This is a genomic window from Micromonospora coriariae, from assembly GCF_900091455.1.
Lineage (GTDB): Bacteria > Actinomycetota > Actinomycetes > Mycobacteriales > Micromonosporaceae > Micromonospora > Micromonospora coriariae.
The window spans coordinates 5,873,375-5,889,255 of sequence record NZ_LT607412.1; the positions used below are offsets into that span (position 1 = coordinate 5,873,375).

At 73.6% G+C, this 15,881-nt stretch carries 12 protein-coding genes; 5 read left to right on the forward strand and 7 right to left on the reverse strand.

What is annotated here, in order from left to right:
• The 5 genes from GA0070607_RS32565 to GA0070607_RS27205 all read left to right on the forward strand — a co-directional run bounded on the left by GA0070607_RS32565 (window position 1) and on the right by GA0070607_RS27205 (window position 6,404).
• Window positions 1-504, forward strand: coding sequence for a GPW/gp25 family protein (locus GA0070607_RS32565; protein ID WP_157743283.1), 504 nt, complete (start codon window positions 1-3; stop codon window positions 502-504).
• Window positions 497-1,933 (forward strand): baseplate J/gp47 family protein, encoded by a 1,437-nt coding sequence (locus GA0070607_RS27190; protein ID WP_157743284.1) that lies wholly within the window; start codon window positions 497-499, stop codon window positions 1,931-1,933. The genes GA0070607_RS32565 and GA0070607_RS27190 overlap by 8 nt, the downstream gene beginning before the upstream one ends.
• An 11-nt stretch (window positions 1,934-1,944) precedes the next feature.
• Complete coding sequence (locus GA0070607_RS27195; RefSeq protein ID WP_089020732.1) at window positions 1,945-4,290, forward strand: hypothetical protein; 2,346 nt, start codon at window positions 1,945-1,947, stop codon at window positions 4,288-4,290.
• Window positions 4,291-4,303: 13 nt separating this feature from the next.
• Complete coding sequence (locus tag GA0070607_RS27200) at window positions 4,304-5,431, forward strand: hypothetical protein (protein WP_089020733.1); 1,128 nt, start codon at window positions 4,304-4,306, stop codon at window positions 5,429-5,431.
• Window positions 5,432-5,567: 136 nt separating this feature from the next.
• On the forward strand, window positions 5,568-6,404 hold the full coding sequence (locus GA0070607_RS27205; RefSeq protein WP_089020734.1) for an AfsR/SARP family transcriptional regulator: 837 nt from the start codon (window positions 5,568-5,570) through the stop codon (window positions 6,402-6,404).
• On the opposite strand, the gene GA0070607_RS27210 is transcribed toward GA0070607_RS27205, so the two are convergent.
• The 7 genes from GA0070607_RS27210 to uxaC all read right to left on the reverse strand — a co-directional run bounded on the left by GA0070607_RS27210 (window position 6,312) and on the right by uxaC (window position 15,872).
• The gene (locus GA0070607_RS27210) at window positions 6,312-7,034 is read right to left on the reverse strand and encodes an HD domain-containing protein (RefSeq protein ID WP_089020735.1); all 723 of its coding nucleotides are present in this window, start codon (window positions 7,032-7,034) and stop codon (window positions 6,312-6,314) included. The genes GA0070607_RS27205 and GA0070607_RS27210 overlap by 93 nt on opposite strands.
• 113 nt (window positions 7,035-7,147) lie before the next feature.
• Entirely contained in the window at window positions 7,148-8,776 is a 1,629-nt protein-coding gene (locus tag GA0070607_RS27215; protein ID WP_231930415.1) for a pectate lyase family protein, read from the reverse strand.
• Window positions 8,777-8,876: 100 nt separating this feature from the next.
• Complete coding sequence (locus GA0070607_RS27220; RefSeq protein ID WP_089020736.1) at window positions 8,877-10,235, reverse strand: pectate lyase family protein; 1,359 nt, start codon at window positions 10,233-10,235, stop codon at window positions 8,877-8,879.
• A gap of 214 nt (window positions 10,236-10,449) precedes the next feature.
• Window positions 10,450-11,628: a Gfo/Idh/MocA family protein gene (locus tag GA0070607_RS27225; RefSeq protein ID WP_089022135.1), complete on the reverse strand. Its 1,179-nt coding sequence runs from the start codon at window positions 11,626-11,628 to the stop codon at window positions 10,450-10,452.
• Between the two features lie 25 nt (window positions 11,629-11,653).
• Window positions 11,654-13,147 carry a mannitol dehydrogenase family protein gene (locus GA0070607_RS27230; RefSeq protein WP_089020737.1) on the reverse strand — a complete coding sequence of 498 codons (1,494 nt, stop codon included), beginning with the start codon at window positions 13,145-13,147 and terminating at the stop codon, window positions 11,654-11,656.
• Window positions 13,138-14,442: an enolase C-terminal domain-like protein gene (locus tag GA0070607_RS27235; RefSeq protein WP_089020738.1), complete on the reverse strand. Its 1,305-nt coding sequence runs from the start codon at window positions 14,440-14,442 to the stop codon at window positions 13,138-13,140. The genes GA0070607_RS27230 and GA0070607_RS27235 overlap by 10 nt, the downstream gene beginning before the upstream one ends.
• A complete protein-coding gene (uxaC, locus tag GA0070607_RS27240) occupies window positions 14,439-15,872 on the reverse strand; it encodes a glucuronate isomerase (RefSeq protein WP_089020739.1) in 1,434 nt (477 codons plus the stop codon). The genes GA0070607_RS27235 and uxaC overlap by 4 nt, the downstream gene beginning before the upstream one ends.
• Window positions 15,873-15,881 lie beyond the last annotated feature (9 nt).

Here is a 15,881-nt window from a genome sequence, read left to right on the forward strand (position 1 = left end):
ATGGACCGGACCGAGCGGGAACGGCAGGCCGCCCAACGCCGGTACCTCGGCTGGGGCCTGGCCTTCGAACCCACCATGCCCGGGCTGGACCTGGCCCGGGACGTCGTCTTCGACGACGGCCCGAACGGTCGGGTGCTGGCCCTGGTCGCCGGCACCGACAACGTGGCGCAGAGCCTCGCGGTGGCGCTGACCACGCTGCGCGGCTCGAACGTCTTCGACGCCACCTTCGGCTTCGACGGGCTCAACGCCCTGGCCGAACCGGTCGAACCGACCCTGATCCGCGAGCAGGTGCGGATCGGCATCATCACGCTGCTCGACCGGGACCCCCGGGTCCGCCGGATCGTCGACGTCAACCTCGACGACGGCCGGCTCGGCGCCGGCGGCACCGATGACGCCACCCGGGCGGCGCTGCGCGCCTCGCGCACCCTGCAGGTGCAGGTCCAGTTCGAAACCATCACCGACGACCGGCTCTCGGTGCACCTCGGGGAGCTGCCCAATGTCTGATCCCACACTGCCCGCCGAGCTGGCCGACGTCCTCGCGGTCGACGCCGCCGCGTTGCGGGCCACCGGCTCGACCGGGTTCGGCATCGTCGAGACCGGCTTCGTGCCGAAGTCCTTCGCCCGGCTGCTCGCCGAGAAGCTGGCCACCGCCCGGCTGCTCTTCGGCGAGGACGTCGACCTGACCAGCGGTGCGGTGCTGCGCAAGGTCCTCGAGCTGGCCGCGCTGGAGGACGCCCGGCTGTGGGCGGCCCTCGGCTCGGTCTACGACAACTCGTACGTGGTGTCGGCGACCGCCGACGCGCTGACCCGCCTCGGCGAGGAACTCGGCATCGGACGGCCGTACCTGCCGGCCCGCGGCACGGTGAAACTGAAGCTGAAGGCCGCCCTCCCGACCGGTCGCACCCAGCTCACGCTGCCCCGGGGCGCGCGGCTGTCCACCCCCGGCGGGCACCACGTCGCGCTGGACGAGACGGTGGTGCTCTCCGCCGCCGTCGGCGAGCGGACACCGGCCGTCGCCGCGTTCTACCCCGGCCCGTCGCACAACCTCGACCCCACCCAGCCCAGCCAGAAGATCGACAGGTGGAACCGGGCCGACACCCTGCTGGCCGATCTGGACGACGCCGAGCAGGCCGCCGGGAACGAGCTGGTGGAGATCACCCACACCGTCGCGCTGACCGGCGGCGAACAGCAGGTCCCCGACGCCCGTTACCGGCAGCTCCTGCTGGCCGCGCCCCGGTCCATCTGGACGGCCGAGGCGATCGGGCTGGCCGTGGCCACCGTGCCGGGCGTACGCCAGGTGCAGGTCTTCGACGGTCGGGGCGGGCTGGACCTCAACCAGTCCATCTTCGGCAACTTCAACTTCATCGAGCGGGTCTTCAGCACCGAACGGGACCTCGGCAACCCGTACTACGTGACGGTGCTGGTCGCGCCGACCGCGGCGGCCATCTGGGACGGCCCCGACGGGCTGCACGCCGCCGTCGAGTCGGTGATCGAGGACCTGCGCCCGGTGGGCATCTTCGCCTCGGTGGACCGGGCCGACGAGGTGGGCATCGGGGTGGAGGCCGACCTGGTGATCCGTGGGCTGCCACTGCCCACCGGCTCCCGGGAGACGGTGAACGCGTCCACCGCCGCCACCGAGCTGCGTGCCCGGCTGCACGCCCGGCTGCGCCGCTACGTCGACGAGCTGCCGTTCGGTGAGCCGGTCCGCGCGGCCGAGGTGATCTGGACGCTGATGAACGAGCCGGGCGTCGCGGACGTGCGTGAGCTGCGGCTGGTCCGCTTCCCGGCCGACTCGGCGGTGGTGGTGACCGGCAGCGCGCCCACCGGCGACGGGGTGCAGCGTCTGCCGGTGGGCGACAACGCGGTGCTCGCCGCCAACCAGGTGCCCGTCTACGTCGACCGGGACGACCCCCGGCCGTTCCGGATCGTCTGAGCGGGGGCGCGATGACCGACATCCGGGTGCCGGTGGACGGGGCCGACCCGTCCGTCGAACGTAACCTCGTCGACCAGTTGGAGGGCCCGTACCCGGGGAGCGTGCGGCGGGTGGTGGTGCCGATCGGCGCTACCGGCACCGCCGCGGTGGACTGGACCAGCCGCCATCCGCTGCTCACCGTGGTGCTGCGCCGGGACCTGGTCGAGGAGACCGTCCGGGTGACGGTCACCGTGGGTCCGGGCGGCGCCGGCGAGCGGGTGCTGCCGCCGGTGGTCTTCGCGCAGTGGTCGGCGGCCGGCGCGTCGGTGCCGGGGTACGTGCCGGACACGGCCGACGAGCCGCTGGTCGCGCCGTTCACCGTCGCCGTGGCGGTCGAGCGGGCCGTCGGCGGCGGCGCGTACACGGCGGTCACCGGGGCGGCGCTCACCGCCCTGGTCGAGCTTGCCGTGCTGGAGGGCAACCTGGGCCGGCTGCTCTACCTGGTGTCGCACGAGAAGCACCGGCTGCGCCGCGCCGCCCGGGAGGTGCACGCGTACCGCACCCTCGCGCACGCGCGGCGGGACGCGCTGGACCGGATCGGCGCGGACGTCGGGGTGGCCCGTTTCGTCGACGAGCTGGTGCACGAGCCGGCCAGCGGCGAGGTGTACGCCCGTCGGCTGGCACCGCCGGCTCGGGAGCCGGACTCCGCGTACGCCCACCGGCTCGGGCTCTACCGGCGGTTCCTGCTGCCCACCCCGGGCGCGGTGCGCCGGCTGCTCAACGGGCCGGGGGCGGACACCGACCCGAACACCGGACTCTTCGCCGACCTGCCCGGTGGCGCCCGGTTCACCGTGCGGGAGGACGACGACCGGTTCGCGGTGGCGATCCGGCTGGTCGCCGCCGGGGACCCGCAGCACCGCACCAACTTCCTCGCCCAGCTGCGCCGGGACCGGCTGGTGCTGCCCGCGAACACCCCGCCGAACAACACAGTGCACGCCGGCCGGGCGCTGCCCGCGAGCCGGCTGGCCGAGGTCACCGCGCTGCGGGCCAGCCTGCGCCAGTCGTACGCTTTCGGCAGCGGGCACGGTGTCGCGCCGCCGCTCGCCGTCGCGCTGGACCGGGCCGGGCGGGTCTGCCGGGCGCTCGGCTCGACGGCGGTGTGGCAGGTGACCCGGGCCCAGGACGACGCCGGTGGCAGCCGCTACGAGCTGGGCCTCGGCGTGGACCTCACCCCGCCGACCGCGGCGCAGGCCACCGACCTGCGCAACCGGGTGCTGGACACCGGCCGCGCCGCCACCGCCGACCGGACCGCCGAGGCGCTGATCGCCGCGGCCCGCGCGGCCGGCGTGCCCACCGTGGCGGCCGACGGCGAGCTGGCCTGGCTGTGGCGGGTGTGCGGGGTGCAGACCGCACACCGGGTCAGCACCGCCGGCCTCTACCTGTCGCACCTGCCCACCCGAGGGCTGGCGGTGACGGCGCCGGTGACCGCCGCGGTCGGCGCCGACACGGCCGTCGAGGCGCAGTTCCACGCGCCGGGCGACCCGGGCGGCAACGCGCTGCTGCTGGCCGGACTGACCGCCGCCCGGGCGGCCTGGACCGGCGCCGGGGAGCCGGCGTGGACGTCGCTGACCGACGCGGCGGCCCGAACGCGCTGGGCCGCTGTGCCGACCCGGTCGGCCGGGCAGCCGGTGGACCAGGTGCTGGCCGCCGCCGGCCTGCCCGCGGTACGGGAACCGGCGCCGGTGGTGGCCGCGCTGAACCGGCTCCCCGACGAACTGGTGGAGACCATCGAGCTGCCGGCGGCACTCGCCGCGGCGCTGGTGGCCGGGCAACCCGCTGCCGCCGACCGGCTGGCCCGACTGGTCGGCCTGCTGCGTGACCAGCACCTCGCCGCCGCGCTGCCGCTGGTCGAGACCGGCAACCGGGTGCTGCTGGTGTGCAGTGTCATCGGTCTGCCGCAGGCCGGGCTGAACCTGGCCGAGCGGCGGGCCACCGGGTTCCGTTGGTACACCGTGGGGATCGGCGGCGGCACGGCGGAGATCAAGGCGGTCGGCGCGCGGACCACGCTGCGCCCCACCCACGCCGGACTGGTCGCCGTGGTGGCGCTCTCGTACGTGCGCACCGGGCTGACCGACCCGTACGAGTTCCGGGTGGAGCTGCCCGACGGGGTGCCGCTGACCCTGGCGCAGTACGAGCGGCTGATGAACGCCCTGACCCGGGTCTGTCCGCTCGGCGTGGAGATCAACACCTTCGGTATCCGGCGCGATCACGTCGACCTCGACGCCGATGGCGACGCCGAGCCGCTGCGCCCTGCGGTGGCCCGGACCTTCCGCACCTTCCAGCAGCGCCGGCACCGCGGCGTGTACGACCAGCTCTGAGAGGGACACCACAATGGCGAGCGAGATCAACTACGACGGGGTGACCGTCACCGAGCTGTACGAGGCGTTCACCAAGCACGGCATCCCGGCCTCGGACGCCAGCGTGCTGGTCTCCTCCTGGATCTACGAGAACGTGGGCACGGCGAAGCGGGTGTTCAGCTACGCCGAGCCGTTTCCGGCGGTGGAGCCGGGCTGCGCGCCGCCGCCGTTCGCCCGTACCTTCGCGCACAGCGACTGGGTCGACGGCGAGGATGTCGTGCAGGCCGGGCAGACGCCCGGCGAGCAGGGCTTCAACGAGCGCTTCCACCGCATCGAGCACGACCTGGACCACCTCGGGACCGACCTCGCCAAGGCGTTCTCCTGCATGGCGGCGATGCGGGTGAGCCTGCGGCGGCTGCTCGACGAGATCCGCGCGGAGATCAACCGGCTGCACTCGACGGTGCACGAGACCAAGGTCAGCCCCGGTCCGTACACGATCGAGCAGATCCCGAACTACATCGGCGCGCTGGACTTCGGCAAGTACATGGGCACCACGATGTTCCTGGACAAGAAGGTCAGCATCTGGCAGACCAAGGCCGGCACCATCGTGCTGCCCGCAGTGGAGACCCTCGGCGTGGACGTGGTCGCCGGGCCGAAGGTCCGTGGTGCCGCCCAGCTCGCCCGCTACACCGCCGAGCACGGAGACGTCCGGCAGCGCTTCCCGCGCGAGGTGAAGCTGGAGGAGTTCATCCGCGTCTTCGGCGAGGACGAGGTGGCCGACGGCCGGCTGGTCCGTGACGTGCTCAAGGTGCTGCCCGCGGAGACCGCCTACCCGAGCGTCGACGCGATGCTCGCCGAGGTGAGCGAGCGGGAGGCGGTGATCGTACGGACCACCGTCGGCGCCCAGGCGGCGGTCGCCGCGGCGCTGGGCATCGAGACCGAGCTGGAGAACGTCGGGGACGCCGACATCGCGATGCTCGCCGGAGTGCCGACCAAGGCCCGGGCGGCGCTGGCCCGCAGCGGCATCAGCACCCTCGGCAAACTGGCCGAGGCGCCGGCCGAGCAGGTGCTCGCCATCATGAAGGAGGCCCAGATACGCGCCGACGTCGGCGACGCCGCCGAGTGGACCGGATACGCCCGGACGCTGAGCAAGCTGCGCTGAACGGCCGGGCCGGGATCCGGCGAACGGCTGGACCGGCTCACTCGCCGCGTCGGTGTGACGACACAGCGCTGGCGCGTCGACCGTCCACATCCGAGCGTGGAACTCCCACGATGCGATCGGGTGTGGAGGCGCGCGAATGGTTCTTTCCCAGGTGACGCACCCGCCCCGGTACGTCCTGCGGCTGCTGGGCGGGTTCGGGCTGGAGCGCGACGGGCGGGCCGTGGCGGTGCCGCAGGGCGCCCGTCGGCTGCTGGCGTACCTCGGGGTGCGCCAGCGGTGCGCCCGGGCGGAGGCCGCCGGCACGCTCTGGCCCGGCTCACACGAGGAGCGGGCCCGGGCCAACCTGCGCACCATGCTCTGGCGACTGCACCGGGTCACCCCCGAGCCGCTGCTGGAGGAGGACGACCGGCTGGCCCTGGCCGCCGGCGTGACCAGCGACGTGGCCACCCTGGGCGCGGCGGCTGCCGCACTGCTGGCCGGCGGGTCACCGGTGGGCACCGGCCCCGGACTGCCGGCGATGGCGACCGGCGAGCTGCTGCCGGGTTGGTACGACGACTGGGTCCTGACCGAGCGGGAACGGCTACGCCAGACGCAGCTGTACGCGCTGGAGGCGTTCGCTGAGCGGCTCACCGCGCAGGGCCGGTTCGGCGAGGCCGTGCAGGTGGCGTTGACCGCCGTGCAGTTGGAGCCGCTGCGCGAGAGCGCCACCCGGACGCTGATCGCCGTACATCTGGCCGAGCGGAACATCAACGAGGCGGTACGCCGGTTCGAGTTGTTCCGCGCCGACCTGGGCCGGGAGCTCGGCGTCGCGCCGACCCCCTGGCTGGAGCACCTCGTGCGGGCCGGTCTGCACCCGGGGCAGGGCGCGTCGGCCGGCCGGTCAGTTCGGGTGGACGGGCTGGTCCAGGATCGCGCTGAACCGCTCCTCGGCCAGGTCGAGCTGGCTGAAGATGTGTCGCTTCACCGCTTGTGAGAGCGGCGTGTCGGGCCGGCCGATCAGGTCGCGGAAGAGCGGCACGAGCGGCCGGTACTTGATCGCCGAGGAGACGACCTTCGGCCCGACCGTGTGGATCACGCCCACCCCGTTGTCGGTGAAGTCGGACACCTTGATCACCCGTGCCCAGGGCTCCCGGTCCAGGCTGACCCGCAGGTGCTCGCGGTACTGCGTGTTGCGGTCGCGCTGCGGGTCGTACACCGGGTTGGTGACCGCGGCGACCAGCGTCGCCACCCGCGGCCCGAACCGGGTGGCCAGCGTGGCCAGCGCGCCCCCGCGCGGATCGCCGACCCTGTCGGCCAGCTCGGCGGGGTGGTCCTCGACGGCGTCGTGCAGCAGCCCGGCGATGATCACGTCGACGTCGCGCACCTGGTAGTGGTGCATCAACCGGATGGCCACCCGCAGCAGGTGGTTGAGGTACGGCTCGCGAACCCGCCGGTCGTCACGGTGCAGGTCGGCGGCCAGGTCGAGCGCGGCGGTCAGCCGGGCCCGGGCGGTGTCGTCGAACTGGTGGATCTCCAACCGGAAGCGTTCCAGCAGGCCCGGTTCGCCGTGGATCTCGGTGATCGCGTGCATCGGCATGCTGCCCAGGTGCGGCGGGAAGTCCATGCGTCACTTATAGCCGATCTTCACCACATCGATGGTCCCGTGCGTCGCCGACCCGACCGTGCCGGACCGGGCCGACGCCGCGCGGGCGTCGGCCCGGTCGTGGGCGGTCGGGGTCAGCCGGTGATCCGTCCGGTGCCCGAACCGGCGGTCACCGTCGCCTTGACGGTGCTCGCGGCGTCCATCGTGTACGGGTAGGGGATGGCGGCCACCGAGCCGGCCGTCTGCGGGGTGCCCGAGTTGACGAACTGGTTGTTGCGGGCCACCAGGTTGCCGGCGGGGGAGGAGCCCTCGCCGACGTGCGTGGGGTCTGTCATGTTCTCGAAGTAGTTCCCCTCGACCAGCACGCCGGCGCCGTTGGTGGTGGCGATGCCGTAGCTGTAGGACGGGTTGGCCGTGTTCACGTAGTAGTTGTTGTACACGTGCACCGGGTTGCCGAAGCGCACCCGCGGGTTGCGCTGGAAGCAGTTGCTGAACACGTTGTGGTGGTAGGTCACCTTCAGCCGGCCGGTGTCCTCGCCGGAGTTGCTGTCGCTGTGCCCGACCAGCGAGCACTTGACGTGGTCGTGCAGCCGGTTCCAGGAGACTGTCACGTAGTTCGAGCCGTGCGTGACGTCCAGCAGGCCGTCGTAGTAGTCGGTGCCGCTGGTGGTGTCGCTGGACAGGTCATTGTGGTCGATCCAGACGTTTGTGGCGTTGTCCAGGTGGATGGCGTCACCGTTGCCGACCCCGGCCCGCACCTTGGAGATGTTCAGGTTGCGCACGATGACGTTGCTGACGTCGCGCAGGTTGAGCCCGCAGCCGGACCATCCGGAGCCGGCACCCACTCCGATGATCGTCTTGTTCGAGCCGCTGCGGATCTCCGTCGAGCAGTTGAATGCGCCGTTCACCCGAACGGTCGCCGGCGCGTCGCCCTGCACGGCGCTGGCCAGCGCCGTCGCGCTGGTGACGGTCACCGTGCCACCGCCGGCACCGCCGGTGGTGCCGCCATTCTGGGTGGCCCACCCGACCAGGCCGGTCTGCGGCGGAGTGGTGGGCGGCGGGTCGGTCGGTGGCGGGTCGGTGGGTGGCGGCGTGGTGGTGGGTGGCGGCGTGGTGGTGGGTGGGGTGGTCGGTCCGCCGCCGGCGCCGTCCACCACGACGTCGTCGAAGACCGCGCTGGCGTACGCGGTGACCAGCGCGATCCGGCCGGCCGGGTACGCGGTGCTCGTGCCGGCGCCGACCTGCGCGCCGTTGACGAAGCCGCGCACTGTGCTGCCGGCGGTCTCCAGGCGCAGCGTGTACCAGGTGCCGGTGGCGACGGAAAGCGCGGTCGAGCCGAGCACGGTGATCGAGCTGCCGTTGACCACCTGGAGTTCGGCCCGGTTGGCGTTGGTCAACGCGAGCCGGTACATCTTGGTCGCGCTGCCGGATCGGGCGGCCAGCGCGACCAGCCGGTTGGCACCGCTGAACGACAGGGGCTTGACCCGCGCCTGTACCTGGTAGTCGGTCCAGCTGGTCTGCCCGGCGAAGGCCCGGGCCAGCTCGCTGCCGGTGTTGGCCTGCCGGTAGGCCGGCGTGCCGTCGGTGACCACCGACCAGTCGCCGCCGGACTTCGACCAGCCGTCGGCGTTGCCGTCGTCGAAGGTGTCGCCGAACAGGGCGGCCGCCTGGGCGCCGGTGGTCACGCCGACGGCCAGTGCGACGGCGGCGAGGCCGGCGCCGGCCGTGGCCAGCGCTGCTCGGGGTGGGTGGGGGATGCGCACGGGGTCTCCTCGGGGGTGGGGTGCCGGGCGTCCGTGGGCGGTCGGAGTGGGGCCCGACGGGCGCCGGTCGGTCCGGCGCCCGCGATGGTGGGCCGGTCGGTCAGACCGGCAGCCGGTCGGCGCCGGCGAGCGGGCCGACCAGGAGCGGGACCAGCGGGGCCGGCAGGACCGGGCCGTGGCGCAGGGTGGGCGTCCAGCCGGCGTCGGCGCCCAGGTCGGGGTCGTGCGCCGTGTTGTACGCCGCCAGCAGGTCGACCGGCCGGGCCGGGCCGCCGCCCTGGCGGATCCAGGTGCCCCGCTCGGTGAGCGCGGTGCCGCCCCAGTCGTACAGCAGGTCGGCCGGGTCGACAGCGGTGTCCAGCGTGAAGTGGTTGTTCTGGACGTACAGCGCGGACTGCACGCCGACGCCGAGCGCGTACTGGAAGTCGTTCCCGCCGAGCCGGTAGTGGTTGTTGTAGAGGTCGACCTGGCCGAAGCGCACCCGGGGCAGCCGTTGCAGGACGCCGTCGAAGAGGTTGTGGTGCAGCGTGACCTTCAGCCGGCCGACGTCCGGGCCGACCGTGTTGGACGAGCCGATCAGCATCAGCTTGTCGCGCCCCGTGAAACGGTTCCAGGAGGCGGTGACCAGGCTGGCCGTGTGCGTGACGTCCAGCGAACCGTCGTGCACCTGGTACGGCCGTCCGAAGTAGGTCGGTTGGGCGCTGTCCGGGTTGCCGCCGTCGGTGAAGGTGTTGTGGTCGACCCAGACGTGCTCGCTGCGGCGTACCGAGATCTGGTCGTACTGGCTGTTCCAGTTGCCGGCCTCGCCGTCCGTCGGTGACCAGGCGGGGAAGCAGTCCCGGGCGTCCACGAAGGTCAGGTTGCGCACGATGACGTTCGACGCCCGGTCGATCATGAGGGTGAGCCCGGTCAGCCGGGCGCCGCGCAGCCCGACGATCGTGGTGTTGGGGCCGACGTTGAGCTGGGTCTGCCGGGTCTGGTTGGCCACCGAGCGCACCCGGGCCTCCTCCAGCGGCCCGGCCGGCGGCACCCGACCCCACACCGCCGGGTCGTACGCGGCCAGGTAGGCGTCCAGCCGGTACGCCGGGTCGGCCAGATCCGCGCAGCTCAGCGGTGTGCCGTCGGGCCCCTCGAAGCCGTCGACGACGCCGTCCAGGTAGATGAGTTTCGGGGTGGCGTCGGTGGCGTTGCCGGCGTTGTCGCCACCGAGCGCGGCGACCAGCTCGGCCCGGCTGCGGACCACCCGGGTCCGCTCGGGCGTCGCGGCCGAGCCGCCGGTGGTCCCGGTGCCCTCGGCCGCCCAGCCGTCGCGTTCGGGCAGCACCTGCCGGCCGAGGTGGTGGGCCGCCCGGGACAGCCGGTCGGCGGCTGCCGGTGCGTCGGCGCGGGGGGCGGCGCCGGCCGGAGCGGCACCGAGCACAAGGGCGGTCACCGTAGCGGCGGTGAGGATTCTGCGCATCGATTCTTCCCGTTCGCTGGTGGTGGTTCGGCAGTCACCAGAAACGGTAGGTTCGCAGTTTTATAAGAGTCAATATGTATTGTGTGCAGGAATGTTGCAGTTGTCGGGCTCGACCGGCATTGCCCCGACCGTCGCGGGTCGGGTATCCGAGGATCCGTCCGATGCGGCCCGAACGAGTCCGGGCGGTGTTTGCAGTCCGGTTGCCGTCGCCTCCCTATCCCGCCAGCTCCGCGCGGTACGCCGGCACCGCCCACGGCACCGCCAGCTCACACGGCAGCGCCCCCCTCTCGGCCGCCCGGCGCAGCACGTCGACCACGTCCCGCAGGTGGCGTACCCGCTCCCCGCCGTCGCCCACCACGGAGACCAGGTCGCCGTCGAGCAGTCGGGGCTCCGGCGCGGCCCGCAGCGCGTCCAGCAGCGCGGTGAACGGCGCGGTACGGGCCAGCGGGGCGATCAGTGGGGTGCCGGCCGGGTCGGCCCGGTGCGCGAGCAGGTTCTCCAGCATCCCCCGCCGGCCGGGCACCCGGCGGGTCACCACGTCGCCGGGCAGGCGCAACCGGTCCGTCGGATACTCCAGCACCGCCAGCCCCGCCGTGCCGGTGACCACCACCTCGCCCGCCACGAACTCCTCCGCGGCCAGGGTGACGGCGGCCAGCACCGGCGGGCCGGCGCGGAACCGGACCCGCAGCACCGCTGTGTCCTCCACCTCGATCGGTCGTACCCGGTAGCGCTCCACCTCGATCGCGACCGGCCACTGCGGCGCCCCGCCGAGCGTCTCGGCGACCGCCAGGCACTGCATCACCGCGTGCGCGAGTGGATTGGCCAGCGCGCCGTCCAGCACCGGACGGCCGTCCACGCTGCGCCGACCGGCCCACGGGGAGCGGGCGTAGTAGGCGTCCGGCCGCTGCCACGCGGCGACTGTGGCGATGCCGGTGACCGTGCCCAGCCGGCCGGCGGCCAGCGCGTCGGTCAGCGCGGTCAGCGCCGCCGAGCCGAGCGCCTGGAAACCGACCTGGGCCACCCGGCCGGCCGCCGCCAGCGCCGCGCTCAGCTCCTCGTGCTCGGCCAGCGACAGCACCGGCGGCTTCTCCAGCAACAGGTCCGCGCCGGCGGCCAGGGCGTCCCGGGCGATCGGCAGGTGGGTGTGCGGCGGAGTGCAGATCACCACCACCTCCGGGCGCGCCGCGGCGAGCATCGCGCGGTGGTCGGTGAACACCTGCACCCCGGGCGGCACCGGTGCGTTCGGGTCGTCCTCCACCGGCCGGACGTCGACCAGGGCGACCAGCCGCAGCCGACCGGCGGCGTGCAGCGGCGCGATGACCCGCCGGTGCCACCGGCCGTGCCCGTTCGCCCCGATCACCGCCACCCGCGGCGGCGGCGCCGGCCCGTTCACCGGGCACCCGCCAGCGTCGGCCCGTTCACCGGGCACCCGCCAGGGTCGCCTCGACGCCGTGCCGCGCCAGCGCGGTCAGCCAGCCGGTCACCTCGGCCCGTACCTCGTCGTCCCCGGCCACCTCGGCCGGGACGATTTCGCGCAGCGCGAAGACCGCGTCCACCGCGCCGGCCGGGCTCTGCGTGCCGGCGGACAGCGCGGCCCGGATCGGCTCGGCGAGGGGGTCCTGAAAGGGCAGCGACCGGCCGTCGTCGGTGTACCCCAGCGCGAAGCGCAGCCAGGCCGCCACGACCAGCGCGGCCCAGCGCGCGGACCGGCCGGCCGCGCGCAGGTCGGCGATGGTGTGCAGGACCCGCTGCGGCAGCTTCTGCGAGCCGTCCGTCGCCACCTGCAGGGTGCGGTGCCGGATCGCCGGGTTGCCGAACCGGGCCAGGACCTGCTCGCCGTAGTCGACGACCCGGACCCCGTCCGGCGGGGTGAAGCTGTGTGCCACGTCCTCGGCGATGAGCCGGCGCAGCACGTCGGCCAGGTGCGGGATCTCCAGCGCGTCGGCGATCGTCTCCCGACCGGCCAGCGCACCCAGGTACGCGATGGCCGAGTGGACGCCGTTGAGGCTGCGCAGCTTCAACCGCTCCCACGGGCCGGCGTCGTCGGTGAGCACCGCCCCGGCGTGCTCCCATCCCGGCCGGCCGCCAAGGAAGTCGTCCTCGATCACCCACTGCGCGTACGGCTCGGCGGCCACCGCGGCGAGGTCGGTCACGCCGAGCGCCCGGCGGGCCGCCTCGATCGTCTCCGGGGTGCTGGCCGGCACGATCCGGTCCACCATGGTGCCCGGGCAGGTGACGTTGCCGGCCACCCAGTCGACCAGCCCGGTGGGCACCCCGACGGCCCGGCCGACCGCCTGGTCGACGAGGCCGCGCAGCCGCCGGCCGTTGGCCGGGAGGTTGTCGCAGCTGACCAGCGCCACCGGTCCCGCGTCGGCGGCGGCCCGGGCGGCCAGGCCACGCAGCAGCAGACCCGGCACGGTGGTCGGCGGGCGGCCGCCGGCCAGGTCCGCGGCGAGCGCCGAGTCGGGGCACAACTGACCGGTCACCGGGTCGAGTTGGTACGCCTTCTCGGTGACGGTCAGCGTCACGACCCGCACCGCCGGGTCGGCCAGCAGCGCCACCACCGCGTCCGGGTCGCTGGGCGCGTGCCGTACCCCGCTCAGCGCACCCACCACCCGCGTGGCGCTGCCGGCGGCGGAGAGGGTGCTGACGCTGAACAGGTTGTCCTGCGCGGCGAGCGCCTCGACCAGGGAGGTGCTGCGCGGGGCGACCGCCACGATGCCCCAGTCGCCACCGGCCGCGCCGATCGCGGCCTCGGTGTAGACGGCCTGGTGCGCCCGGTGGAACGCACCCAGCCCGAGGTGCACGACGCCGGCCGGCACTGTGCCCGGACGCACGAGCGGTCGGGCCGCGGCGGGCAGCCGGCGCAGCACACCCAGGCCGAGCCGGGAGGAGCCGACGGTCACCGCCACGCCGGGCCGTCCGGGAAGCGGAACTCGGCGATCGACGCCGGCTTCATGGCGGCGCTGTAGCCGGGCCGCTCGGGCAGCAGGTAGCGGCCACCACGGGTGCGTACCGGGTCGACGAAGTGTTCGTGCAGATGGTCGACGTACTCGATCATCCGCCCGTCCAGGTCGGTGCCGACCCGCAGGTAGTCGAAGATCGCCAGGTGCTGGACGTACTCGCAGAGGCCGACGCCGCCGGCGTGCGGGCAGACCGGCACCCCGAACTTCGCCGCCAGCAGCAGTTCCGCGAGCACCTCGTTGACCCCGCCGACCCGGCACGCGTCGATCTGCATCACGCCGATCGCCTCGGCCTGGAGCAGCTGCTTGAAGATCACCCGGTTGGCGGCCACCTCACCGGTGGCCACCCGGCACCGGCCGCCGGTCAGCTCGTCGACAGCGCGGGCGATCCGGGCGTGGCCGAGGATGTCGTCGGCGTGCGTCGGCTCCTCGATCCAGTACGGGTCCACCTCGGCCAGCACTGTCATCGCGGTGATCGCCTCGTCGACGTCCCAGACCTGGTTGGCGTCCATCATCAACAGCGCGTCCGGGCCGATCTCGGCCCGGATGATCCGGGCCCGGCGCAGGTCGTCGGCGAGTGGGCCGCCGACCTTCATCTTCATCGCCCGCCAGCCGTCGTCGTACGCCTGCCGGGTCAGGGCCCGCACCTTGTCGTCCTGGTAGCCCAGCCAGCCGACCGAGGTGGTGTAGGAAGCGAAACCACTCTGCCTGAGTTCCGCGAGCCGGCCATCGGATCCGATCAATCCCTTGTCGAGGATGGCCGCCGCCTCGTCGGGGGTGAGCGCGTCGGTGATGTGCTTGAAGTCGACGCTGGCGACGAGGTCGTCGGTGGGCAGTTCGGCGAGGAACCGCCACATCGGTTTGCCGGCCAGGGTGGCCCGCAGGTCCCACACCGCGTTGACCAGAGCGCCGGTCGCCATGTGGATGACGCCCTTCTCCGGGCCCAGCCAGCGCAGCTGCACGTCGGCGCTGAGCGAACGCCAGAACGCGACCGGCTCGGCGGCGATCTCCTCGACCGTGCGCCCCCGCACGTGGTGGGACAGCGCGCGCACGGCCGCACAGGTGATCTCGTTGCCCCGCCCGTTGGTGAAGGTGAAGCCGGCGCCGGTCGGCCCGGCGTCGGTGCCCAGCTCCACGTAGGTCGCCGAGTAGTCGCCCCGGTTGATCGCGTCGGAGCCGTCGCCCCGCGCGGCGGTCGGGAACCGCACGTCGTGCACCTCGACGGAGGTGATGGTGACGCTCACTGGTTGATGCCTCCGAAGTTGAAGACCCGCTTGGGCAGCCGGTACGCCAGGTCGACGATGGTCTCGGCGGCCTCGTCGAGAGGAAGCCGGTGCTCGGCGACCAGCCGGGCCAGGAAGCCGGCGTCCACCCGGCGGGCCACGTCGTGGCGGACCGGGATCGAGCAGAACGCCCGGGTGTCGTCGACGAATCCGGTGGTGTTGTAGAACCCGGCGGTCTCGGTGACCGTCTCCCGGAACCGGCGCAGCACCTCGGGGGAGTCCAGGAACCACCAGGGCGCGCCGAGCAGCAGCGCGGCGTAGCCGCCGGCCAGGGGCGCCAGCTCGCGGGTGAAGGTGTCCTCGTCGAGGGTGTAGAGCACCACCCGCAGCCGGGGATCGTTGCCGTAGCGCTCCAGCAGTGGAGCGAGCCCGTGCACGTACTCGGTGGCCTGCGGGACGTCCCCGCCGACGTCGCGACCGTGCCGGGCGTACAGCCAGCGGTTGTGGTTGCGCACCGCTCCGGGGTGCAGCTGCATGACCAGGCCGTCGTCGAGCGACATCCTTGCGAACTCCACAAGCATGTGCGCCCGGAACGCTTCCGCGTCGGCCGGGTCGGCCTCGCCGCGCCGGCCCCGGTCGAACAGCCGCGCGGCCTCCTGTGGTGCCAGGTCCAGCGTGCGGGCGGTGGGGTGGCCGTGGTCGGAGGAGGTCGCCCCGGCGGCGATGAACGCGGCCCGGCGTGCCCGCAACGCGGCCAGGTAGCCGGCGTACGTGCCGGTGTCCTCACCGGCCAGTTCGCCGAGGCGGTCGACGTTTGTCGACCAGCCCTCGAACTCCATGTCCACCACGTCGTCCGGGCGGAAGGTGGTGACGACCCGGCCGCCCGGCCCGCCCCAGCCGTCGGCGGCGAGCTTGGCGTGCTGGCCGAGGTCGTCCAGCGGAGACTCGGTGGTGGCCAGCACCTCGATGCCGAACCGCTCGAACAGCGCCCGGGGCCGGAAGTCCGGCTCGGCGAGCCGGGCGGCCAGCTCGTCGTAGAGGGTGTCGGCGGTGGCCGGGCCGAGCGGAGTGTGCACCCCGAACACGGTGCGGAAGGTCTGCTCCAGCCACAGTCGCGACGGAGTGCCCCGGAACAGGTGCCAGTGCGCGGCGAAGCGCCGCCAGATGACCCGGCCGTCGGTCTCCACGGTGCTGCCGTCGCGGGCGGGCACGCCCAGGTCCGACGGGGGTACGCCCTGGCTGAGCAGCATCCGGGTCAGGTAGTGGTCGGGCACGATGAGCAGCTGCGCCGGGTCGGGGAACGGCCGGTCCTCGGCGAGCAGGGCCGGGTCGACGTGCCCGTGCGGCGAGATGATGGGTTGCTCGGCCGCGAGGGCGTACAGCTCCCGGGCCAGCGCGCGCAGGCCGGGCTCGGGCGGCAGGAGCAGGTCGGTGTTGTCGAACGTCGGCACGGGGGATGC

Bases quoted from the DNA above. Each gene is read 5' to 3' on its own strand.
- GA0070607_RS32565 (WP_157743283.1), top strand. From the start codon at position 1: ATGGACCGGACCGAGCGGGAACGGCAGGCCGCCCAACGCCGGTACCTC.
- GA0070607_RS27190 (WP_157743284.1), top strand. From the start codon at position 497: ATGTCTGATCCCACACTGCCCGCCGAGCTGGCCGACGTCCTCGCGGTC.
- GA0070607_RS27195 (WP_089020732.1), top strand. From the start codon at position 1,945: ATGACCGACATCCGGGTGCCGGTGGACGGGGCCGACCCGTCCGTCGAA.
- GA0070607_RS27200 (WP_089020733.1), top strand. From the start codon at position 4,304: ATGGCGAGCGAGATCAACTACGACGGGGTGACCGTCACCGAGCTGTAC.
- GA0070607_RS27205 (WP_089020734.1), top strand. From the start codon at position 5,568: ATGGTTCTTTCCCAGGTGACGCACCCGCCCCGGTACGTCCTGCGGCTG.
- GA0070607_RS27210 (WP_089020735.1), bottom strand. From the start codon at position 7,034: ATGGACTTCCCGCCGCACCTGGGCAGCATGCCGATGCACGCGATCACC.
- GA0070607_RS27220 (WP_089020736.1), bottom strand. From the start codon at position 10,235: ATGCGCAGAATCCTCACCGCCGCTACGGTGACCGCCCTTGTGCTCGGT.